This is a genomic window from Enterobacter sp. SA187 (assembly GCF_001888805.2).
Lineage (GTDB): Bacteria > Pseudomonadota > Gammaproteobacteria > Enterobacterales > Enterobacteriaceae > Enterobacter_D.
The window spans coordinates 3,820,685-3,837,897 of record NZ_CP019113.1; the positions used below are offsets into that span (position 1 = coordinate 3,820,685).

Annotated in this window: 17 protein-coding genes; 4 read left to right on the top strand and 13 right to left on the bottom strand. The window is 52.7% G+C overall.

Annotation, left to right across the window (positions count from 1 at the left end):
- Positions 1 to 45 precede the first annotated feature (45 nt).
- A complete protein-coding gene (locus BMF08_RS18430; RefSeq protein WP_072568969.1) occupies positions 46 to 945 on the top strand; it encodes a LysR family transcriptional regulator in 900 nt (299 codons plus the stop codon).
- On the opposite strand, the gene BMF08_RS18435 is transcribed toward BMF08_RS18430, so the two are convergent.
- The 4 genes from BMF08_RS18435 to BMF08_RS18450 all read right to left on the bottom strand — a co-directional run bounded on the left by BMF08_RS18435 (position 922) and on the right by BMF08_RS18450 (position 6,061).
- Positions 922 to 1,551: a transporter gene (locus BMF08_RS18435; RefSeq protein ID WP_072568970.1), complete on the bottom strand. Its 630-nt coding sequence runs from the start codon at positions 1,549 to 1,551 to the stop codon at positions 922 to 924. The genes BMF08_RS18430 and BMF08_RS18435 overlap by 24 nt on opposite strands.
- A 424-nt stretch (positions 1,552 to 1,975) precedes the next feature.
- Positions 1,976 to 3,982, bottom strand: a complete 2,007-nt coding sequence (locus tag BMF08_RS18440; protein ID WP_072569481.1) for an AAA-like domain-containing protein — start codon at positions 3,980 to 3,982, stop codon at positions 1,976 to 1,978.
- A gap of 550 nt (positions 3,983 to 4,532) precedes the next feature.
- A complete protein-coding gene (locus BMF08_RS18445) occupies positions 4,533 to 4,994 on the bottom strand; it encodes a hypothetical protein (protein WP_072568971.1) in 462 nt (153 codons plus the stop codon).
- A 182-nt stretch (positions 4,995 to 5,176) separates the two neighbouring features.
- A complete protein-coding gene (locus BMF08_RS18450; protein WP_072568972.1) occupies positions 5,177 to 6,061 on the bottom strand; it encodes a LysR family transcriptional regulator in 885 nt (294 codons plus the stop codon).
- Positions 6,062 to 6,160: 99 nt separating this feature from the next.
- On the opposite strand from BMF08_RS18450, the gene BMF08_RS18455 reads away from it, so the two are divergent.
- A complete protein-coding gene (locus tag BMF08_RS18455; RefSeq protein WP_072568973.1) occupies positions 6,161 to 6,886 on the top strand; it encodes an SDR family oxidoreductase in 726 nt (241 codons plus the stop codon).
- Between the two features lie 36 nt (positions 6,887 to 6,922).
- On the opposite strand, the gene BMF08_RS18460 is transcribed toward BMF08_RS18455, so the two are convergent.
- The 3 genes from BMF08_RS18460 to BMF08_RS18470 all read right to left on the bottom strand — a co-directional run bounded on the left by BMF08_RS18460 (position 6,923) and on the right by BMF08_RS18470 (position 9,120).
- On the bottom strand, positions 6,923 to 7,597 hold the full coding sequence (locus tag BMF08_RS18460; RefSeq protein ID WP_099458798.1) for a hypothetical protein: 675 nt from the start codon (positions 7,595 to 7,597) through the stop codon (positions 6,923 to 6,925).
- Between the two features lie 235 nt (positions 7,598 to 7,832).
- Entirely contained in the window at positions 7,833 to 8,480 is a 648-nt protein-coding gene (locus BMF08_RS18465) for an EcsC family protein (protein ID WP_072568975.1), read from the bottom strand.
- A gap of 193 nt (positions 8,481 to 8,673) precedes the next feature.
- Entirely contained in the window at positions 8,674 to 9,120 is a 447-nt protein-coding gene (locus tag BMF08_RS18470; RefSeq protein ID WP_072568976.1) for a winged helix-turn-helix transcriptional regulator, read from the bottom strand.
- 101 nt (positions 9,121 to 9,221) lie between these two features.
- On the opposite strand from BMF08_RS18470, the gene BMF08_RS18475 reads away from it, so the two are divergent.
- Positions 9,222 to 10,427, top strand: coding sequence for an MFS transporter (locus BMF08_RS18475; protein WP_072568977.1), 1,206 nt, complete (start codon positions 9,222 to 9,224; stop codon positions 10,425 to 10,427).
- Positions 10,428 to 10,443: 16 nt separating this feature from the next.
- Here the strand turns inward: BMF08_RS18475 and BMF08_RS18480 are convergent, their stop codons facing one another.
- From BMF08_RS18480 to BMF08_RS18500, 4 genes are all read right to left on the bottom strand, one after another.
- Complete coding sequence (locus BMF08_RS18480; protein WP_072568978.1) at positions 10,444 to 11,412, bottom strand: GlxA family transcriptional regulator; 969 nt, start codon at positions 11,410 to 11,412, stop codon at positions 10,444 to 10,446.
- 16 nt (positions 11,413 to 11,428) lie between these two features.
- On the bottom strand, positions 11,429 to 12,208 hold the full coding sequence (locus BMF08_RS18485; RefSeq protein WP_072568979.1) for an MBL fold metallo-hydrolase: 780 nt from the start codon (positions 12,206 to 12,208) through the stop codon (positions 11,429 to 11,431).
- Between the two features lie 459 nt (positions 12,209 to 12,667).
- Positions 12,668 to 13,858: an MFS transporter gene (locus tag BMF08_RS18495; protein WP_072568980.1), complete on the bottom strand. Its 1,191-nt coding sequence runs from the start codon at positions 13,856 to 13,858 to the stop codon at positions 12,668 to 12,670.
- Between the two features lie 95 nt (positions 13,859 to 13,953).
- A complete protein-coding gene (locus BMF08_RS18500) occupies positions 13,954 to 15,090 on the bottom strand; it encodes an alpha/beta hydrolase (protein ID WP_072568981.1) in 1,137 nt (378 codons plus the stop codon).
- Between the two features lie 169 nt (positions 15,091 to 15,259).
- Between BMF08_RS18500 and BMF08_RS18505 the strand changes: the two genes are divergently transcribed.
- On the top strand, positions 15,260 to 16,144 hold the full coding sequence (locus BMF08_RS18505) for a LysR family transcriptional regulator (protein ID WP_072568982.1): 885 nt from the start codon (positions 15,260 to 15,262) through the stop codon (positions 16,142 to 16,144).
- A gap of 60 nt (positions 16,145 to 16,204) precedes the next feature.
- Here the strand turns inward: BMF08_RS18505 and BMF08_RS18510 are convergent, their stop codons facing one another.
- Positions 16,205 to 16,696, bottom strand: coding sequence for a GlcG/HbpS family heme-binding protein (locus tag BMF08_RS18510; protein ID WP_072568983.1), 492 nt, complete (start codon positions 16,694 to 16,696; stop codon positions 16,205 to 16,207).
- Between the two features lie 6 nt (positions 16,697 to 16,702).
- Positions 16,703 to 17,113 (bottom strand): hydroxyisourate hydrolase, encoded by a 411-nt coding sequence (gene uraH / locus BMF08_RS18515; RefSeq protein ID WP_072568984.1) that lies wholly within the window; start codon positions 17,111 to 17,113, stop codon positions 16,703 to 16,705.
- Positions 17,114 to 17,213: the final 100 nt, after the last annotated feature.

The following is a 17,213-nucleotide window of genomic DNA, read 5'->3' on the forward strand; positions in this document are numbered from 1 at the left end:
CTGTCAAAATAATTTTGACAATCAGAATACCCGAAGGAATTAACGATGGTGAATATGCAGCGGCTGGAGATGTTTGTGGCGGTGGCAGAGGCCGGAAGTTTTACCCGCGCCGCGCAGACGCTGGGGCTGACGAAAGCCGTGGTGAGTTTTAATATCAAACAGCTGGAGCAGGAGCTGGGCGTGGCGTTACTCACCCGCAGCACCCGCAAAGTGGCGGTGACCGATACCGGCGAACGCTTTTACCATCGCTGCCAGCAGTTGCTACAGGACGCCGAACGGGTGCTTGACGAGGTGCGCGGCGATCACGGTGGCCTGCGCGGTTTACTGCGCATCACCACCACCCCGGAATACGGCGCGCGCGTGGTGGTGCCCGCGCTGGCCGACTTTGCGGCGCTGCACCCGCAGCTGCGCATCCAGCACGTAGCCTCCTCGCAAAATGACGATCTGATCGCCGGGCGCTTTGATGTCGCCATCCGGCTCGGGCAACTGGCGGATTCCACCCATCACGCGAGGCTCATCGACCAGTTTGATATTTACCCGGTCGCCTCCCCTGCTTATCTGAGCACGCTTCACGATGGCGGTATCAGCACTCCCGAACAGCTTGCCGGGGCAACGTGGATCGCCCACAGCCGTCTTTCCTCGCCGCTGAACTGGCAGGTTGTGCAACCCGATGGCGATATGCTGCTGTTTGCGGCAAGCCAGCCGCCTTCCATTATGGCTGACAGCGCGGCGGCATTGCTGGCATTTGCCCTGAGCGGCGCGGGCGTGGCGCTGCTGCCGTCATGGCTGGTGCAGGACGCGCTGGCGGCAGGAACGCTGATCGCCGTGTTGCCGGATCACCGTTTTCCCCGCCAGGGCATTTATGCGCTCTACCCGAATACCCGCCACGTGCCGGAGAAGGTCAGAGCCTTTATTGATTTTTTACACGCCCGCGTCAGCGTGTGAGGATTTCCGGGAGGCAATCCTGAGGAAATTACAGTAATAGCCGATGGAGGCGGTGAGGCAGAGCATATAGCCGAAGGATTCGCTGCCCTCCTCCACGGCGTTTTTCACGATGCGCACGTAGCCGTCCGCGAGGACCGCATGCCATATCGCCTGCATACCAAACAGCCGGGAGAAGACCAGCACCGCCAGCAGACCGCTCAGCATCACGCCGTACCAGGGCGAACGGATGTACTGCGTCAGCTGTGCCAGCGTCTGGCGATGATGTTTGAGCGGAAGAATGACCGCGCAGAGTGTTGCCAGCAGCGCAAACCATACCCAGCTGCCATGGGAAATCAGATCAAAGACCGCATCCAGTTCGCGGATCAGCATAGTCAGGAAGAAGCCGCCGACCAGAATATTGCAGTAGCGCAGCAGCTCATGCTTTTTCGCCAGCAGGAAATGAATGGCGACGATGCCCGCTAATACCAGCTCCTGCACGATTTCGGTCAGCGAAACTTCCGGAATATCGTGGTCAAAAATAGCGATATCGCCCCACAGGCAAAGTACGGCAACAGAGCTGAGCGCCGCCGCGCCAAGAAAGAAAAGAAAGGTTCTGAGTACAGCCATTACTACCACCCAAAATGTACAAAGGCAGTATGTTAGGTTATGGGAAGGGGAAATTCCTGTTCAGTTTGTGCGATATAGCGGTGGGGTTTTGGCATGTCAGGCTGGTGGCGCGGATGTGGGGAGTGGGGATATGGCACGGTGATGGGAGAGGGTTTTGTTGGTATAGCTGGCTTACTAAACAAACAAGCCGGGGAACGGGGGAAATTTTAAGGCTGAGGCTGGTTAGAATTATTAGCTGCGAACGTTGAGATTTACCATTATGACCGCTTTAAGTGAGGAGTGGGCATATTGAGTCAATAAGCAAAAATGAATATAAGACATACTCGTTCTAAAGTAAAAATAGCATCAAGCATAATTAAATTACCCATAATACCTTAGCCATCAGAAAATCACCCCCTTTTTAAACAATAAAAAGGGGGTGGTCTTAGGAAAAATATTGCGCAATATCATTCTCAATTTTTAGTATGCTTATTCTAAATATAGTAAACTCGTCAAGCGTTATGTCTTTAGCATGAGCATCTGACCTATACTTATTTATAAAACCTAAGGAATCGAATGTTTCTTTCTTTGATGTTTCAAATATATTTTCAAAAGACCCCCATTCTTTAGATATTATCTTCCTCAGATCTTCGAAATAAATTGTTGATAGATTTGGGTCAAAAATCTCATTAAAGGATTTAGAAACATACTCTAATTTTCTATTTTTACCCAGTATATCCAACACTGCATCTTTCGCTAAGTGCTCTCCATGCATAGATTTTAATGTCGTTTTAATTATAGTCCTTAATCTTTTCTCAACTGCATTACGCCTTTCAGATATTTCCGCCCACTTTTGCTCAACGCTTGTTTCCACCTTCCTGTATTTATTTATTTCTAACAGATAACTCCTCATGGAATCAATGATAAAATAATAACTATCATTATCTTTTCCTAAAATACCATACCCCAATAAATGAGCCAATGAATTTTGTTTTTTGCTGGAGTTTTCTTTGAAGGTTTCGTTATCTTCATTTGCTAGAGTAATGAGAAGTTCATATTCTTCATTATAATGCTCTTTCAATACACCTATAATCATTTCTAAGTAATTAAAACTGTTCTCTCCAAAATCTTTCACAGCATCCCTATAAGATATCTTCCCTATGCTGACAGGTTTTTTTTGACTGAAAGATCTTCTAGCAATTATGCTACAAACTTGACGAATAAGAAATGGATGACCACCGTATTCTTCGTTAATATTAGTATATATCGCTTCCTCAAAATTCACGCCCATTCTTTTTCCGATTCTTCTTATCATGTCTCGTGTGGACCGAATGTCAAAACCTGGCAGATAAGTAGGGGTGAAATGATTAAATAATGGGTTATCAGAACTGTCTATTCTTGGCGTTTCAATGCACGAAGGATTTGTGCCAACTATAAGATATGCTAAATTTATACCTACAGTTTGAAAAACTGTTCTCATTGATTGCCAAAAATATAGAAAATCTGAACCCTTACTCCAATGCTCAGTTGGGGATGTAATCCTAGAAATATTTTCAATTTCATCAAATATTAAGAATAATTTCTTCCCTTTTTCTTTGTTAATGTCTCTAACAAATCTCGCTAAAATTTCCGCAGCATTCTTTTCAGTGAACTCTTTTTCTTCAGGAAGGTAAGATTGAAGATAATTATCTTCTTTCGTTTTCTTGCATACATAATAGATAGCCTCGTTCCATTTTCTTTTATTAACGGATGGACTTTGGCAGTCAATGGTAGTAACAATTTCGCCATTTTTTTGTAGATTTCTAGATATGGCATTAATAAGAGAGGTTTTTCCAGTTTTTCGCAACCCGAAAATACCAGAATTATTACCACCCTTCATTCGATTGATAGTTGATAATATAATTTCATTTCTTCCAAAGAAAAGCCAATCACTTTTCAGCGGCGCTTCGAATGAAAAAAGATCTCTATTATATAAATATTTCTGAACTCTGTTCCTAAAAAAGTAGCCATCGGAATTTGCTTTTTGCGTTTCAGCATATGTGAAAGGAATTATATTGGCTGTTTCAGGCTCCTTTTTAATAAGTTCACTGATATTTTCTTCTATATTTTGATCTTTACTAATCAAAATACAGCATGTTTTATCAACTCTTAAAGATGAAAGCTGTTTCGCTGCTTGTTCAATAGCATCAAGTGTGCGTGATTGGAAATTTGTATACTCGCTAAAAAGAACAATTACTTCCCTATCAAGGTTGAACATTTCTATGTAAATATCAGTTGGGCGTAACAGTATAAATTTATATTTACTGTTTGATGTAAGTGTTATTATCCCCCCGCCATTAGTCACATAAAACTCTTTTGATAAAACATTAATTATGTCTTTTTCTTGCTGACTAAAGTGGTCTTCTCTAACAGAAGTATGCTTACCGGGATAGACATTTATCGATTCAGTCATTTTTTCCATCTTCAGTTAAGGGTGTATACTCTTTTATATCCTTTTTTTAAGCACAAATCTAATGGATTAAGAGAAATCCCATTTTATAGAGACATAGCGAAATCCAGTGTTGTGTTATTCTTTGTCGGTAAGGTTGATTAACCCAGCAAATACAAGGCCCAACCTATTGATTTATTAATGATTTTCCTTCTGTCATGTCTCTAGCCCTAACTGAAGAAAACAACTAAGCACTACCTTAAGGAACGCAGGTTTGAATTGACGAACGTATAAGTAATTAAATTGTTTTTTGCCGCTAGAAGACTGTTGCGGTAACCGGATAAACTCAGTTGTAATTTGACCCATATCACAGCAAAGCAAAGCAGCATTAACTTGCATGCGCCAATACGAACGGTGCTTATCGGTTTCTGCAAGTTAACTTTTGAATAGAATCCTATACATTGTCAAAAAATATTGTCTCAACTCCCACTTCTAGCACAATGCAGACAAGCAACCTTCCCAAGCCACACTCCCAGGTGCCACGCCCATCCCCCGCAGCACCTGCCCTTATCCCCTACCCCCTCACCTCATCAATAAATCTCACTCCGTCCGCCGTTCTTACCCAGCGCGGGGCGTTGATTTCCTCGGTCATAAACGCCATCAGATCCGCCAGTAGCCAGCGCAGTTGTTCTTCCTGCTGTGACGTCACGCTCCGGCACAGCAAAACCTGCGTCAGGGCGGCGCAGTATTCGCCAAGGGTATCGGAATCAGGTTCAAAACGGGGAACGTCGTTCGGCAGCGTATCCACCGTAAACCTGTCCTGCTGTTCAGGCGGGATCGGCTCACCCAGTTGCGGTTTAAGCAGCGCGAAGACGGCACAAAGGCGTCCACACAGCGCCATACGCAGCGCGGGATCAAGTGACTCAGCCTGCGCTTCGGCAAGCTGATGACAATAGTCGGCAAGCACGGTGAATTCCGTGTCGTCGTCAAAGGGAACGGTGAGTAACGGGTGAGTCTGGTCAAAGCAGGTGGTCATCAGGAAGCCTCCGGTGGCGAGTAGATTAAACGTTTATCACCAGTATGAAGTTTCAGGAGGCCAATCCCGGCACCTGATTTTGCAGGTGCGGCTGCACGATACCGCTTTCAGATAAAAACGGCAATATCAGGGTGTTACCGGTGAAGGAATTTGCGTAGCGTCTCGCAGGAAGATTATTTCCCTTACATCCTTACATGCTCAATAAATGCCCGCAGCTTTGGCGGCATATGCTTTCTGCCGGAGAAATAAAGGTAAAAGCCCGGAAAGGTCGGCAGAAATTCATCCAGCACCGTCACCAGCTCGCCGCGCGCAATATATGGCGCGTACGTCTCCTCCATGCCAAAGCTGATGCCGCCCCCGGCGCAGACGGTGCGGATCATCACCCCCATATCATTGGTGGTCAACTGCGGATTAACGTCCACATCAAATTCCTGCCCCTGCCAGGCAAATTCCCAGCGATAGGGCGACACGCCGGGGGATTTTCGCCAGCCGATACAGCGATGATCCAGCAGATCCTTCGGGTGCTGCGGCGTGCCGTACTGCGCCAGATAATCAGGCGAGGCGACGGCGATCTGCCGCTGCATGGCGGACACCGGCACCGCGATCATATCCTGGGCGATCACCTCCCCCAGCTGCACGCCCGCGTCAAACCCCTGCTCTACAATGTCGTACGCCTCATCGGTGATGGTGATGTCCAGTTCGACATGCGGATAAGCCGCAATGAACGACGCCAGCATCCTGCCGTCAATAATGCGTTCGGCAATCGACGACACCGCCAGCCGCAGCTGGCCGCGCGGTGCCGCCAGCTGATCGGCGATATCGCTCACCGCGCCGTTAAGCTGTTCGATGGCGGGCGCGACCTCCGCATAAAGCCGCTGGCCCGCTTCGGTGAGGTTGATGCTGCGCGTGGTGCGCTGCATCAGGGAGATGTTCAGGCGATCTTCCAGCCGCCGCAGCGTCTGACTGATGGCCGGGCGCGTCACCCCCAGCCGTTCGGCGGCCAGACGAAAATTGCGCGTCTGCGCCACGATCACAAACACCTCAAGCGCGTTTTTATCCACTGTCATTGGTTAGCCATCGTTACCAGTCTGTTAAGTAATGAGCGGATTATCTTTATAGTCTGCCGGGCGTAAGATCACCAGCGTTAACCGAACAGGAGAAGACCCATGACGAATAAAGTGATCTTAATTACCGGCGCATCCAGCGGTATTGGTGCAGGCATCGCCCGCGAACTGGCAAAAACCGACGCGGTATTACTGCTGGGCGCACGTCGCGAGGATCGTCTCGCCACGCTGGCGGAGGAGTTGCGTTTTAACGGCGCAGAGGTGGACGTGAAAGCGCTGGACGTCACTGACCGTACCTCTGTGGAGGCATTCGCCGCCTTCGCGCTGGAAAAGTGGGGACGCATTGATGTGATCGTTAATAACGCCGGTATTATGCCGTTGTCACCGATGGCGTCGCTCAAAGTTGATGAGTGGGATCAGATGGTGGATGTGAACATTAAGGGCGTGCTGTATGGCATCGCGGCGGTGTTGCCGTCGATGCTGGCGCGGGAAGCGGGCCATATCATTAATATCGCCTCGATTGGTGCGCTGGCGGTGTCGCCGACGGCGGCGGTGTACTGCGCCACCAAGTTTGCGGTGCGGGCGATTTCCGATGGTTTGCGCCAGGAAAACAGCCAGCTGCGCGTCACCTGTATCCATCCGGGGGTGGTGGAAAGTGAACTGGCGGGCACCATCACGGATCCGACCGCCGCCGAAGCCATGAAAAGCTACCGGGCGATTGCCCTGCAACCGGATGCGATTGGCCGCGCGGTGCGCTACGCCATTGAGCAGCCGGATGAGGTGGATGTGAATGAGATCGTGGTGAGACCGACACGCACCACGGCGTGATAAAGAAAACGGCCTGCATCGCAGGCCGTTTAGTCGTTATTTTTTCAGCAGGCGCGGCAGCTGGTTGTCCAGCTCCAGCAGGCAGGCGTCCATCATCTTCTGCGTTTCCTGAGTGACTTTCGCGTAGTTACTGGCTTTCCAGTCATTGAGCGGTGCGGTCACGCGGGTCGGGGCGCACTCTGATATCACATAGGCGCTCAGCATGTTGCCGCCTTCCGGGCGTTTAAAGAATTTCACGCGGTAGGTTAAATCATAATTGCTGTTGCTGGCGGACATGTCGGTATAGACCAGCGACCACTGCGCGGCGGCAATAAACAGCGGTTGTTTGTACGCATAGCCGTTGCCGTTTTTATTCAGCCAGTCGCGGATTTTTAATTCCGCTTTCGGGCCGAAATACGCGGCAGTCGGCTCCGGCATGGTGTCAATGGACGTGCCTTTATAGCCATCTTTGTCAAACGAGTTACCGCCAATCCCGCCACCGAGGGCAGCCGTCAGCACCGCCAGCCCCATGCCCGCGCCGGAGTGCGCTGGCGTGACTTCGCGCAGTTTCACGTCCGGGTACCGGTTATCGTTCATATCAACGGGTGCAAAAATGGTGGCAACCTCGAGCGAACTGCCGTTTGTCGCCTGCACTTTGTGTGAGTTGAGGTTCCCTGCGCAGCCGGTTAAAAAGGTTAAAGACAGTGCGCCTGCCACTACTACTTTATTCATCATTGGTTTTATTCCCTGTAAGTAAATTGCCCTTGCCCGGACATGGTTATCTGAACTTACAACGGACAAAGCAGGAAAACCTTTAGGGATTTTTGAGGATGCTTCTGCGGGGGCTTAATGCAGAGCGCATAGTGTTAAGACGATAAAATTTCACGCTTTTGCCAGTCATACGGTCTGTACAGGACGTTACGATACAACTGTAACGTCCTGCAGCATTGTCGGCGAATGCGGCAAGTTACAGCTCAGTTACAGCACTACCTTCTACAAAGGTTTTACGGGCAACGTTACCAACGACATTCGTTGAAATGCCATCAAATGCCCCGCCTATTACACCGCCTACCAGTGGGATCATTTTGCCCAGGTTGATCGCCCCTTTTTCACCAAACTTGGTTAATAATCTAAAACCAACCAGTTTGTTAATAGCAAAAATTGTTTCTTTCGAAATGCTCTTAATTAACTGGGTAGACATCTTCGAGCCAATGACTATGCCGGTTCCTTTAAGGATATCTTTTGCGGCATTACCGGCAAGGCAGGTATAAACCAGTGCTTTAACACGATCGTCTTTTACATCGTACCCGCCCATGATAGCGATAGCGGTGATCATACGGATCTGAACATAAATTACGGTCGCGATGCTCGCCGGGATGGCGACCGGCATGGTAATAATTCCGCCAAGCCCGGATACAAAGCCGGTAGTGACGGATTTTGTATTTTGCCATCTAATCAGAGAATTCACTTTCTCTGTTAAATCGCCCTCTCCTTTCAGGTAGTTTTCGGCCATTTCATAGGCTGAATCTGTACCCGGAATACTTCCGTCTAAGGCTTTATCGTAAGCCCAGTTAAGGGCTTGCATGATTTTTCCTTCACTAAGCTTTTCTGCCATTCCCCTGACCCTTTAAAAAGTGAAAACCTAATCTGTATCGACACTGATAAAATTTTCTTTAAGGTTAAGGGCGGTTTTATAAGATTACCTACCAGAAAAGGGGGTATTGTTTTTGCTGCCTGTCCCGCTTCCCGAATACGATGGCGTTTTTCAGGCGATGCTGCGGAAAATCTCAGGCATTCAGGCCGTGGCGTCAGCTCACTTTCCGCACTTCGGTATCTTCCGGCGATACCGCCGCACCATCCTTGCCCTGCACCTTCATCGGCGGCAGGGGTTTACCTGTGCGCCTGTCGATAAGCGTTGAATGCGGTTCGCCAGGCGCAAACAGATGCTGCTCGCCCCACTGACGCAGCGCCACCACCACCGGAAACAGGCTTTGCCCCTGCGGCGTCAGCACATAGTGCTGGTAAGCCGATCCGTCCGGGGCGTCTTCACGGGCCAGAATGCCCGCCTCCACCAGCCTGTACAGCCGATCGGTAAGAATGTTTTTTGCCACCCCGAGGCTGCGCTGGAAATCGCTGAACCGGCGCATACCATCAAACGCGTCGCGGACGATCAGCAGCGACCAGCGATCGCCAATCAGATCAACGGTGCGCGCCACCGGGCAAGGGGCGCTGTTCAGCGCAGTACTGGATTTCATGATTACTCCTGAAATGGGTGGGACTTGCATTGGTTGCATTTTAAAACTACTTTAGCTGACACACAATCGGTTTTGTTTTGCAACCAGAATAGGAAAATCCTGTGACCGCAAATGCCTGTACTGCTCCTCCCGGAGTCGCCCCCCTGTCACGCAGCCTGGTATGGCTTTTCGCCATCGCCAGCGGCCTGAGCGTGGCGAATGTTTATTACGCCCAGCCGTTGCTTGATGCCCTGGCGCGGGATTTCAGCATCAGCCACGCGGCGGTGGGCGGCGTGATCACCGCCACGCAGATCGGCTGCGCGCTGGCGCTGCTGTTTCTGGTGCCGCTGGGGGATTTGCTGGAGCGCCGCCGCCTGATGGCGATCCAGCTGCTGGCGCTGCTTATCGCGCTGGTGGTGGTCGGCCTTGCGCGTTCGGCCCCGGTGCTGCTGGCGGGGATGCTGGCCGTCGGGATGCTCGGCACGGCAATGACGCAGGGGCTGATCGCCTGTGCCGCCAGCGCCGCCGCGCCCGGTGAGCAGGGCCGCGTGGTGGGGGCGGCGCAGGGTGGCGTCTTTATCGGGCTGTTGCTGGCGCGGGTGTTTTCCGGGGCGGTGAGCGATCTGGCGGGCTGGCGCGGCGTCTATTTCAGTGCCGCGCTGCTGATGCTGCTGATCGCCCTTCCCCTGTGGCGACGGCTACCCGTGCTGTTACCGGCTACGCATGGCTTAGGTTATCTGCCCCTGCTGGCCTCAATGCTGACGCTGCTGCGCGAGGAAAAGGTTCTGCGCGTGAGAGGTATGCTGGCGCTGCTGATGTTTGCCGCGTTTAACATTTTCTGGAGCGCACTGGTGCTGCCGCTGAGTGCGCCGCCGTTCAGCTTTTCGCACACGGTTATCGGCGCGTTCGGGCTGGTGGGGGTGGTCGGCGCGCTGGCAGCGTCCCGGGCCGGGAAATGGGCGGATCAGGGACATGCCCGGCGCACCAGCGCAATGGCGCTGGTGGTGCTGGTGCTAGCCTGGGGGCCGTTGTCGATGATGGAAAGTTCGCTGCTGACGCTGGTGATCGGCATCGTCCTGCTGGACCTGGGCGGCCAGGCGCTGCACGTCACCAGCCAGAGCCTGATTTTCCGTCTGCGTCCGGAAGCGCACAGCCGTCTGGTCGGGATTTATATGCTGTTTTACGCCGTCGGCAGCGGGCTGGGGGCGATCAGCACCACTCTCACCTGGGCTGGCGCTGGCTGGGCGGGCGTGTGCCTGCTGGGTGCGGCGGTCAGCCTGCTGGCGCTGGGGTTCTGGTGGATAACAGACAAAGCGGCCGCGGCATGAAACCGCGCCGCGAGATTTACACGCGATCCACCGGCTCCGGGCCGCGAAAGGCCCTGCGCCATTCGCTTGGGCTGACGCTGAATCTTGCTTTAAAGCTTTGCCGGAACGAGATCGGCGACTGAAAGCCTGCCATCGCCGCGACGCTTTCAATGCTCTTGTCGGTGGTTTCCAGTAATTCCTGGCTGCGTTGCAGGCGCTCGGCGGTCAGCCATTCGCCAATAGTGGTGCCGGTGGCTTTGAAAAAATGACGCGTCAGGGTGCGTCGGCTCATGCTGACAAACCCCGCCAGCGCGTCGAGATCGTGCGGCTTATCCAGATTGCGACGCAGGTAGTCCATCAGTTCGTTCATTTTGCTGTCGCGCGTGGACCCCGGCACCGGGCGCTCAATAAACTGCGCCTGACCGCCTTCCCGGTGCGGCGGCACAACCATACGGCGCGCCACGCGGTTGGCAATCGCCGAGCCATAATGGTCGCGAATGATATTCAGACAGCAGTCAATCCCGGCGGCGGTACCCGCCGAGGTGATCAGGCGCTCATCACTGGTGTACAGCGAGTTGCGGTCCAGATGAACGTCGGGAAAGCGTTCGGTGAAATCTTTTTCGAACTCCCAGTGCGTTGCGGCGCGATGGTGATCCAGTAACCCTGCGTAAGCCAGCACATAAGTGCCTAAACAGAGCCCGACCACTTCAGCGCCACGCTGCCAGGCGCTGATAAGTTTATCCAGCAATTCCTGAGCGGGTTTTTCGTCGGGTTTATTCCAGAAGGGAACAATAATGATGTCTGCCCTGTCCAGTTGCTCAAGGCCGTGCTCAACGTTAATCGACAGCCCGATATCAGACAGCACTACGCCAGGTTTTTCCGCACAAATTTCTACGCGGAAGAGATCCGGCTGCGGCATCGCCTGTCCGAATAAAATACAGGGTACCGAAAAATGGAAGGGACTGAAGCCGGCCGTGGCAATCACGGCAACCGTAAGAGCAGACATAACCTTTATCCTGTGATCAGAAAGTCAGCGTTTCACCGTCGGCGGGAATAAGTACCTTATCCTGAATCCCCTGTTCAAGCGTAAATTCACGCAGTTCGGCACGGGTCAGCAGACAGTGATTTATGGATTCCATGTGCGAGGCCACAATAGTCGCAGCAGGCAACATCTTATGCGTGCGCAGCGTGTCTTCTTTGCCCATGATAATCGGCCCGTAAAGATCGTTAACAGCATAACCGGTATTCAGTACCACCACATCCGGCTGGAAGCGCTGCAAACTGCGGACATAGGGTTTGACCCACACGGTATCCCCTGCGATGTAGAGCGTTTTTTCATGGTGATGCGTGAACACCAGCCCGCACGCATCGCCCAGTAAATCACCCCACAGCGGATCGGCATACAGATCGTTGCTGCCGTGCTGACCGTCGGTTTTATAAATGGTCAGGCCATCAACAAAAGCGTTTTCTTCCCGTAATACCCGCACGTTCAGGAAACCCTGGGAGCGTACCAGCGCGGCGTCACTCTCATTCTGTGTATAGATAATCATCTCTTTAGGTACGAGCTGTTGTGCGGCTTCATCCCAGTGGTCGGTATGAGTATGCGTCAGGATCACAGCATCTACCGCCAGCAATTCTTCAACCGGTACCGGCAACTCCACCATCGGATTGCGCAGGTGCGGACGCGCGTTCCCGGCAAAGCCTTCCCAGGCCTCTTTTTCCGCCAGCATGGGATCGATGAGGAATTTTTTCCCGGCATAGTCCAGCACGAGGGTGGCATTACGGATTTGCGTTAATTTCATTTATGGCTCCAGTGATTAGTCAGATTCAGGCTTACTATACGAGGAGCAGTAAAGGATACGTGACAGGCTCTGGGGTCATTCGCCGATGAAATTAGGTCAATATCAACCGGCGTATCCCGCCTACGGCAGCGGAATAATCGCCTTTTCCTTCGCGAGCCGGCGACGCTTATTGTGCAAGGCAAGCAGGCGGGTGCCACCGATACATGAAGCTGGAGCACCAATGCAATCTGTGAGAGATCAAAACCATAATGTTTCATGGCAACGGGGGGGGCGGTAAGACCCAGCACCATTATTCCAAATCCGGAAGCGCCACACAGTAAAGCGACAAGAGCAGCAGGCCGACCGACGCCATTATGTCCATAAAGAGAAATGAACCTACATAGGGCACCGTAAACAGGGGTATCAGAACAGGTGAACGTGAGCCGACCGCCAGCCAATAAGCAATGACATTAGGCCAATTTATCCGCGACCATGCTGGCGGGAGGCCAGAAACGTCATCGCACCCGCAGACAGCAGTAATACGCCGCTCAGCCCGAAAGCGCTTTGCCATCCGAGGCTGTCAAACACCAGACCACCTGCCGTTGAGCCAAGCGCAATCGAAAGCTGTATGACGGCGACCATCAGACCACCGCCTGCTTCGGCATCCTCGGGCAGCGTTCGTGCCAGCCACGTCCACCAGCCCGTCGGCGCGGCTGTCGCAAGCAGGCCCCACAGGCTTAACAGCACAGCGACAGTCCAGGTCTGTTGTCCGGTCAGCAGTAACGCTCCGGCGATAATGGCCATCAGCAATGGGATCATAATTAACGTCAGGTAAAACCGCCGATTCAGGAGGATTGTTACGGTCAGCGTGCCAATAAACCCCGCGATCCCCATGGCGAGCAGAATAAAAGACAGCCCCGATGCGTCCACTCGGGTGACGGTTTCAAGGAAGGGTCGCACATAGGTAAACAACGTAAACTGGCCCATAAAGAACACGCCGCAAGCCAGCAGTCCTGTTGCGACGACAGCGCGTCTGAGCAGGCGAAGCACAGAACCGCCGGATTTTTGCGCTTTGCTGGCTTCCATCGTGGGCAAACTGACGCATTGCCAGATAAAAGCGGCGACCGCAAGGGGCACCAGGCATAAAAAAGCCCCTCGCCAGCCTACGGTTGCCCCCAGATAACTGCCGAGCGGAGCCGCCACCACCGTGGCCAGTGCGTTTCCGCCGTTAAAGATAGCCAGCGCCCGGGGTACCTGATGTTGAGGAACCAGACGGATGGCGGTCGCCGCCGACATTGACCAGAAGCCACCAAAGGTGATGCCAATCAGCGATCTTCCCGCCATATAAGCCCAGTAGCTGGACGCGAGGGCGATAATCACGCCGGATACGGCCATCAGGAAGGTCAGCCCCAGCAGCAGATATTTTCGATTCAGATCACCGGCAAGCCTGGAAATAGTCAGGCTGGTCAATACTGCAAAAGCACCTGAAATAGCGATCCCCTGACCGGCCAGCCCCTCGGAAACCTGCAAATCTTTTGCTAGCGGCGTCAGCAGAGTGACAGGTAAAAATTCAGAGGCAATAAGCACAAAAATGCACAGCGTCATGGCAAAGACACCGCCCCAGTGCGCGGATGATGTTGTGTGTGAGGCATCAGAATTCAGTACAGACATGACAATATCTCTTAATCTTTTCCCGGCCAGACGGAAACAGATAAAAGCCACCTGCGCATCGCAGGTGGCTTTTCTGGAATAACTGGCTCAGCGTGTTACTTTAAATTGGTTTTGAAGAACTGCTCGAATTTCGCGAAGGGTATTTTTCCGGCCGCGTTGTCATATAAATCAACGTGATTTGCCCCCGGAACAATCACTAACTCTTTCGCTTTACTGCCAACGGCGTTAAAGGCATCTTCCGCAAAATAGCGTGAGTGTGCTTTTTCACCCGTAACAATTAGTGCAGGAATGGTAATTTCCCCGGCATAACTCAGCAGCGGCAGATTCATAAACGACAACGGCATTGTCGCATTCCATGCACCGGTTGAATTGACAGAGCGACTATGGAAACCACGCGGCATCCGGTAATAGTCATAAAACTCTTTCAGTACCGGATGTGGATCGGCGGGTAAAGCCTCCGGCAGGATCCGCCCGGCGGCACTGGCTTTGCCATTCTCATCGACATAAATATCATGCCCGCCCGGCGCGGCAGTACCGCTTTCCGCATCCTTCCAGCGCTGTTCGTTCAAATACTGCAAGACGGCACGGCGGTCGGCGGTTGAATAGCGGTCTTTGCCCTCGCCCACACCATGACCCATGGCGCGACTCATGTCGTACATGACACTGGTTGCAACCGCCTTAACGCGGGTATCCATCGCTGCGTCACTCAACGCCATGCCGCCCCAGCCACAGATCCCGAGCAGACCAATACGGTTGCGATCTACCTCTTTTTGTAAGCCCAGAAAATCGACCGCCGCGCTGAAATCCTCGGTATTGATATCAGGAGACGCGACATTACGCGGGTAGCCGCCACTTTCGCCGGTATAAGAGGGATCGAATGCCAGAGTGACAAATCCCTTTTCAGCCAGCGTCTGCGCATACAGGCCGCTGGATTGTTCTTTGACCGCACCGAAAGGGCCGCTAACTGCAATGGCCGCCAGTTTGCGATCTCCCCGATCTTTTGGAATATAAAGATCCCCGACTAAAGTGATCCCATAACGGTTCTGAAAGGTCACTTTGCGGTGATCAACCTTCGCGCTTTCCGCAAAAGTTTTATCCCACTTTTCAACCATCGACACGGGCGCATTGGGATTCGTTGTTTGTGCATAGCTCATGGTCGTGACTCCGCTTAATGATGCGCATAGCAGCATGGCAGGTATGGAGAGTGACAGTTTTCTGGTGAAAGCCTTCATGACATGTTTCCCCTAACAATAAGGTGTGGTTTGTAGTGGTCTGATACGGGCAATGCTGCTGTGCTTTATTGCCATGCGCTCATTGTAATGAGCTGTTATTGTGATGATTAGAGGGGTATAAATGCTAAGATTAATATCATATTGTTATAAATAGCGACGAGGCAGACCGGTGGCGAAACGGGAAAACTATAACGATCTCTATCTGTTTATGCTGGTGGTGCAGGAAGGGAGTTTTACCGCTGCGGCACAGCGACTTGGACTGGCGCAGTCCGGGATCAGTCGTTCAATACGTGAGCTTGAAGAGAGACTGGGCGTCCAGCTTCTGGTTCGTACCACGCGCAAATTATCCTTAACCCAGGCTGGCGAACAACTCTACCGGACGGTGCAGTCCGGGTTTGACGCGCTGGACAAAGGGCTTTCCACCCTGGCCTATTATCGCAATACGCCTTCCGGCACGGTGCGTATCAATGCCAGTCTGCACGCTATTGATAAAGTGCTGCTTCCGAAGCTTGCGATATTTAAAGAGCGCTATCCTGATATCAGGCTCGAACTCATCAATGAAAGCCGGTTTGTCGATATTATCGCGGAAAGGTTTGATGCGGGAATACGACTGGGGCCGGAGGTCGCCAGCGGCATGGTTGCAGTGAGGATCACACCTGACATGGAGATGGCGGTAGTAGGTACACCGGAGCATTTTCGTCGCTACGGTTTCCCGCAAACGCCCGCGGATTTGGTGATACATCCCTGCATCGCTTACCAGTTTGGCGATGGCAATCTTTATGCCTGGGAACTGATTCAGGACGGGAAAAAAATCACCCACAGGCCGCAGGGGCAGTGGGCGTTTGCAGACAGCTATATGGAAGCAAAAGCGGCCAGGCTTGGTCTGGGCCTGGCATATGTCCCGGAGGAACTGGTGGCCGAAGACTTAGCGCGAGGCACGCTTATCAGAGTCATGCAGCGGTACAGCCTGCGCCTGGACGGTTCGTTTCTTTATTACCCTCACCGCAAGGTGTCCCCTGCTTTGCGGGCAGTGATCGATACGCTTAAAATGTAAGCGTGGTTTTGCTGCACTACACGTAAAAGCGGGGAAAAAACGCCTCCCCGCTTTTCAGCACTATTTCTGCTGCTCGTTACCCAGCACATTACGAATAGCGTCAGCGCCACAGCGATCGTCCGAGTCTCCGCCGCCGGTGCCCGCAAGGCCAATGGCCCCGATCACCTGGCCGTGGTATTTCACCGGTACACCGCCGCCGAGCAGCAATAGCTCATTCACGGTGTTCAGGTTAACCGTATCCGGAGAGGACTGCGCTTTTCTGGCAAACTCTTTGGTCGGCGTTTTGGTGGACAGCGCCGTGAAGGCCTTACGCCACGCCGCCTGGGTATTATGCGGCCCGACGTTGTCATCCCGCATCAGCGATACCAGGTTGCCGCCGCGATCCACCACGGCCACCACGCCCTGGCGATCCATGCCGTGACAGACCGCCAGCGCCTCCGTTGCCAGTTTATTACTCAGCGCCTGTGTCATGTCGTAAACCGTGGCAGGCCCGGCGGCAAAGGCCATGACCGGCCCCGTCGCCAGCGCCAGGGCAAGCATAAGACGTTTCATTTATGCTCAGCTCCCGCGGTAGGTGGAGTAACCGTACTGGCTCAGCAACAGCGGAACGTGGTAGGTGGTGGTGGTATTGCTGATATGGAATTCCACCGGGATTTCCGGGAAGAAGCTTTCCTGTTTCTGATCCGCGAAGTATTTGCCGGTTTTAAAGGTCACGCGATAGTCGCCCGCTTCGAACGGTTTGCCCGGCCACAGCGCCGCCACGCGGCCATCGTCATCGGTGCTGGCGGTGTTCAGTACCTTCCAGTTTTCACCCTGTTTCTGCTCAAGCGTCACCGCCACGTGCGGCGCCGGCAGGCCGGTTTGCTGGTTCAGCACGTGCACGCTGATCGGGTTCTTACTGGCAGCAAAGGTCACGCCTGGTGCGGCCAGCAGCATTGCGAGGGATAAAGCAGCGATGGAATTTTTCATGGTTGATCTCCTTGTTAATCACCCTGCTGTTATACCCCCGTGGTCGCGCCGATTGCCTGTCAGAAAGATGACCATATTGTCATCTGCGGCTGAAACGCTG

Bases quoted from the DNA above. Each gene is read 5' to 3' on its own strand.
- BMF08_RS18480 (WP_072568978.1), bottom strand. From the start codon at position 11,412: ATGTCTGCTCTTACGGTTGCCGTGATTGCCACGGCCGGCTTCAGTCCC.
- BMF08_RS18440 (WP_072569481.1), bottom strand. From the start codon at position 3,982: ATGACTGAATCGATAAATGTCTATCCCGGTAAGCATACTTCTGTTAGA.
- BMF08_RS18435 (WP_072568970.1), bottom strand. From the start codon at position 1,551: ATGGCTGTACTCAGAACCTTTCTTTTCTTTCTTGGCGCGGCGGCGCTC.
- BMF08_RS18495 (WP_072568980.1), bottom strand. From the start codon at position 13,858: ATGTCTGTACTGAATTCTGATGCCTCACACACAACATCATCCGCGCAC.
- BMF08_RS18455 (WP_072568973.1), top strand. From the start codon at position 6,161: ATGACGAATAAAGTGATCTTAATTACCGGCGCATCCAGCGGTATTGGT.
- BMF08_RS18500 (WP_072568981.1), bottom strand. From the start codon at position 15,090: ATGAAGGCTTTCACCAGAAAACTGTCACTCTCCATACCTGCCATGCTG.
- BMF08_RS18450 (WP_072568972.1), bottom strand. From the start codon at position 6,061: ATGACAGTGGATAAAAACGCGCTTGAGGTGTTTGTGATCGTGGCGCAG.
- BMF08_RS18510 (WP_072568983.1), bottom strand. From the start codon at position 16,696: ATGAAACGTCTTATGCTTGCCCTGGCGCTGGCGACGGGGCCGGTCATG.
- BMF08_RS18445 (WP_072568971.1), bottom strand. From the start codon at position 4,994: ATGACCACCTGCTTTGACCAGACTCACCCGTTACTCACCGTTCCCTTT.
- BMF08_RS18485 (WP_072568979.1), bottom strand. From the start codon at position 12,208: ATGAAATTAACGCAAATCCGTAATGCCACCCTCGTGCTGGACTATGCC.
- BMF08_RS18460 (WP_099458798.1), bottom strand. From the start codon at position 7,597: ATGAATAAAGTAGTAGTGGCAGGCGCACTGTCTTTAACCTTTTTAACC.
- BMF08_RS18465 (WP_072568975.1), bottom strand. From the start codon at position 8,480: ATGGCAGAAAAGCTTAGTGAAGGAAAAATCATGCAAGCCCTTAACTGG.
- BMF08_RS18470 (WP_072568976.1), bottom strand. From the start codon at position 9,120: ATGAAATCCAGTACTGCGCTGAACAGCGCCCCTTGCCCGGTGGCGCGC.
- uraH (WP_072568984.1), bottom strand. From the start codon at position 17,113: ATGAAAAATTCCATCGCTGCTTTATCCCTCGCAATGCTGCTGGCCGCA.
- BMF08_RS18430 (WP_072568969.1), top strand. From the start codon at position 46: ATGGTGAATATGCAGCGGCTGGAGATGTTTGTGGCGGTGGCAGAGGCC.